Raw genomic sequence first — 3,266 nt, forward strand, 5'->3', positions numbered from 1 at the left:
ATGCCGGCGCTGATAAGATTGATACGTCAACTAAAAATTATTTTGAAAAGAAAAATCCTACTATTCTGGAGTTCTATCCGGCTGACACGAATTTATTTAAAAAACTGCTTATAGAAAGAGGACAGGCAAAAAAAAATCATTATCTATTCAAATGGTAAAACGGAAACAAAAGAGTGGATTGTCAGAAGTCTTTCTTATCATTCGAATATAGTATCTAATGTAATGAGTTCTCCTCTTTATAAGGATGCACAACAAAATGGTATTATAAAGATTAGATTCGAAATTGAAGATTTTGATGAAAATAGATATCGTGAAGATGAATTCAGAAAGAATGTAGAAAAAGGTGATCCTAAAGCTTTAACTGAATTAGGAGACAGATATTTTAGTGAAAAAAAATTTGAGCAGGCATTTGAAGTATATAAAAGAGCAGGAAATAAGAAAAGATCGAGGAAGCTGCCGAATTTTGTAATGGAGAAATTCAACTGCAATTAGCTGCCGCATATGAAAATGGAAGCGGAGTTTGTAAAAATTCAAAGAAAGCATTCAAATGGTATGAGTTAGCTGCAAAACAAGGAATTCTCGAGGCACAGAAAAAGTCAGCTTTTATGTATTTTACCGGGAAAGGATGCGGGCAAGATTTAGAGAAATCTTTTGAATTATTTCAAAAAGCTGCTGAACAGGGAGATACGGACTCTCAATATCAGGTTGCCGAATTTTATTATTATGAAGCCGGTTTAAAAGATTCTTCACGTAAGAAAAAAATGCAGCAATTTTGTGAGACAAAAAGAAATGAATGGGGATTTGTATTATACGACTCTTTAATCGATGATTATAACTGTGATGATATATGCCTTGAAAACAATAAAACCTGGAAACAAAATATGGCACTTGCAATTGAATGGTATGTAAAAGCTGCTGATAGTGATAATGCAGATGCTCAATTTATGCTTGGAAAGATTTATTATACTGGAAATGGTTGTGAACAGGATTTTAAAAGGGCTTTGGAATTATTGAAAAAAGCTTCTAATCATAACAATGAAAGGGCTTCATTGCTGCTTGGCTTATTATATTTTGAAGGAAAAGAAATAGAAAAGGACTTCAATAAGTCGTATGATTATTTTTCAAAAATTGAGGATAATGAATTTGCCCAGTTGTATCTGGGACATTTGTTCTATGATGGACTTGGGGTAAAGCAGGATTTTGCAAAAGCAAAAGAATGGTATGAGAAAGCAGCAAGTCAAGGTAATATTGAAGCTGGAAATAAACTTGGCCTTATGTATGAAAAAGGCCTTGGAACTGAACAGGATTTCTTGAAAGCTTTTGAGTGTTATAAAAAAAACTGTATTCAATATGGTTCACCAAAAGCTCGTGGAGAAGCAGAGTTTCATCTTGCAGAAATGTACTATTATGGTAGGGGTATAGAGCAAGATTATGATTGGGCTTTAGGCTGTTATAACCGCGCCGCCGAACAAGGTTATTCGGCAGCCGTAAGTGCTCTTGAAAAATTAAAAAATAAAATGCAGAAAGAATAATTATTTGTTTAATTGGTTCACCTTGTTGAGTTTTATTTTCCAGTCATTTACAAGTTCTCCTGGTTCAATCGGCCATGCTTCGTCAGCCCATTTCCAGACCCAGCGCTGAACGCAGATGAGCTGGTTGGTTCTGAAGCTTAGAATGATTCCATCGCCGTCAGGGCCGGGATTTTTTGTATCAGGAACTATTGTCTGGTTATCGCCCCAGATTTTTGTTTGTGCATATCTTGCGGCATAGCCATGAAGGTGGATTTTATAATCCAGATAATTGTCATCGCACATGCAGCCAAATGAACCGCGTGTCATATTTCTGAAGTCATAATCTTTTGGCAGTTGAAAAATCTCATTGGTCATTTTGAGGTTTTGTATTTTTTCAAGAGAATAGCGCCGGCGGCCATTTTTAATCACATCAAGGCCGTGAAGGTTCCAGTTTCCATCATCAAATATAAGTTGCCATGGCTGGACTCTTCGGTTCTTTGATTCTTTTTCACCATTGGAAATATAATCAAAAGTAATAACGCGATTACCTTGTAGTGCTTTGTCGATAATTCGCCAGGTTTCTGCAGGAATCTTTGTGTTTGGCGAACCAACAAAAATAATCCGGTCGTTATCTGGTTTCTTATTTATTTTGATATTTTCAAGTGTGATATCATGATTTTCTATTGAAAGTGATTCAAACACTTCCTGGGCTTCCTTGTACATAGGATTGCCTTTTACCATATCCATCAGCGTTTTTATGAGTCTTGCAGCCTTCGCAGCATTTTCATCTGTATATAAACGAGGCAGTCTGTATCGCGGATCGGTGTAAAAATATCCGTTAGTTTCAAAGTCTGTATCTATAGGAGCGGCATATTTTTCTTGAAGTTCTTCTATGTCACGAAAAAAAGAAGTCCGGCTTGTTTTAATATCATATTCGTCTTTAAGTTCTGAAATAATTTGGTTCCATTTTAGATTTCTTCCAGAAGCAATTATTTCATCAATTGCCTGATAGCGTTTTGCTTTTTCAGAGAAGTCTACAGCCATATAAACACTCCTGGTATGAATTAGTCTTTTTGCTCTTCAATGAATTCTTTTAATTCTCCAAGGAAACCTATTTCCCTTGGTAACAAGAACATATTTTTGGGATTAGCGTATTTGAAAAAATGTTGTTTAATAGTCTCTATATTTATCTCTTCAATTTTATCTTTTTTGTTGAAGCCAATGGCTTCTTTATGGCATAGTGTCCAACCTGTTGTTTCATTTTCCCCAAGAGCTTTTTTATATTTTGCTTTTTCTTTTAATGCCTTTGTAGAAATGAACATGAAAGGAATTTCATCGTGTAAAAGCATGCTTTTGATTTCTTGAAGAGAATATAGTTTATTTGTTATAACTTTGCAGATCACCCAAGTTGCAAATGAATTATCAGAAAAAATTATTTCTCTGCCGCAAGGATGAATTGTTGCTTCACCACGTCGTTTTGTTTCTTTCCTCACGACAAGAGGGAGTGTTTCATCTTTAGTCCATTCATTTATTATGTTATACCAATGATTTACACTGTTTTCTGATATTTTAGTTTTAGTAGGAGAGTTATACCAGATTTTTCCGATTTCGCGGATTTTATTTCTAATTTCATCTCCTACATAATCAATAGATTCCTGCTTATTGGACTTTTGTTTATGACTATGACTTATTGTAAGTGGTAGAATGATATTTGAATTGCTATTTAAGTATTTATTTGCCCAAGATGGAAATTTA

General features: G+C 34.6%; 4 protein-coding genes. 2 read left to right on the top strand and 2 right to left on the bottom strand.

The window, feature by feature from the left end:
- Positions 1-222 precede the first annotated feature (222 nt).
- Positions 223-492: a hypothetical protein gene (locus tag MSI_RS13185; RefSeq protein WP_009108046.1), complete on the top strand. Its 270-nt coding sequence runs from the start codon at positions 223-225 to the stop codon at positions 490-492.
- Complete coding sequence (locus tag MSI_RS13190) at positions 483-1,532, top strand: hypothetical protein (RefSeq protein WP_369759200.1); 1,050 nt, start codon at positions 483-485, stop codon at positions 1,530-1,532. The genes MSI_RS13185 and MSI_RS13190 overlap by 10 nt, the downstream gene beginning before the upstream one ends.
- On the opposite strand, the gene MSI_RS13195 is transcribed toward MSI_RS13190, so the two are convergent.
- Together MSI_RS13195 and MSI_RS14780 are read right to left on the bottom strand one after the other, a co-directional pair.
- Positions 1,533-2,555, bottom strand: a complete 1,023-nt coding sequence (locus MSI_RS13195) for a YafY family protein (RefSeq protein ID WP_009108051.1) — start codon at positions 2,553-2,555, stop codon at positions 1,533-1,535.
- A gap of 20 nt (positions 2,556-2,575) precedes the next feature.
- Positions 2,576-3,266 (bottom strand): hypothetical protein (locus tag MSI_RS14780; protein WP_050983954.1); only part of this gene is annotated, 691 nt, incomplete at its 5' end.

Origin of the sequence: Treponema sp. JC4, assembly GCF_000260795.1 — a bacterium.
Lineage (GTDB): Bacteria > Spirochaetota > Spirochaetia > Treponematales > Treponemataceae > Treponema_D.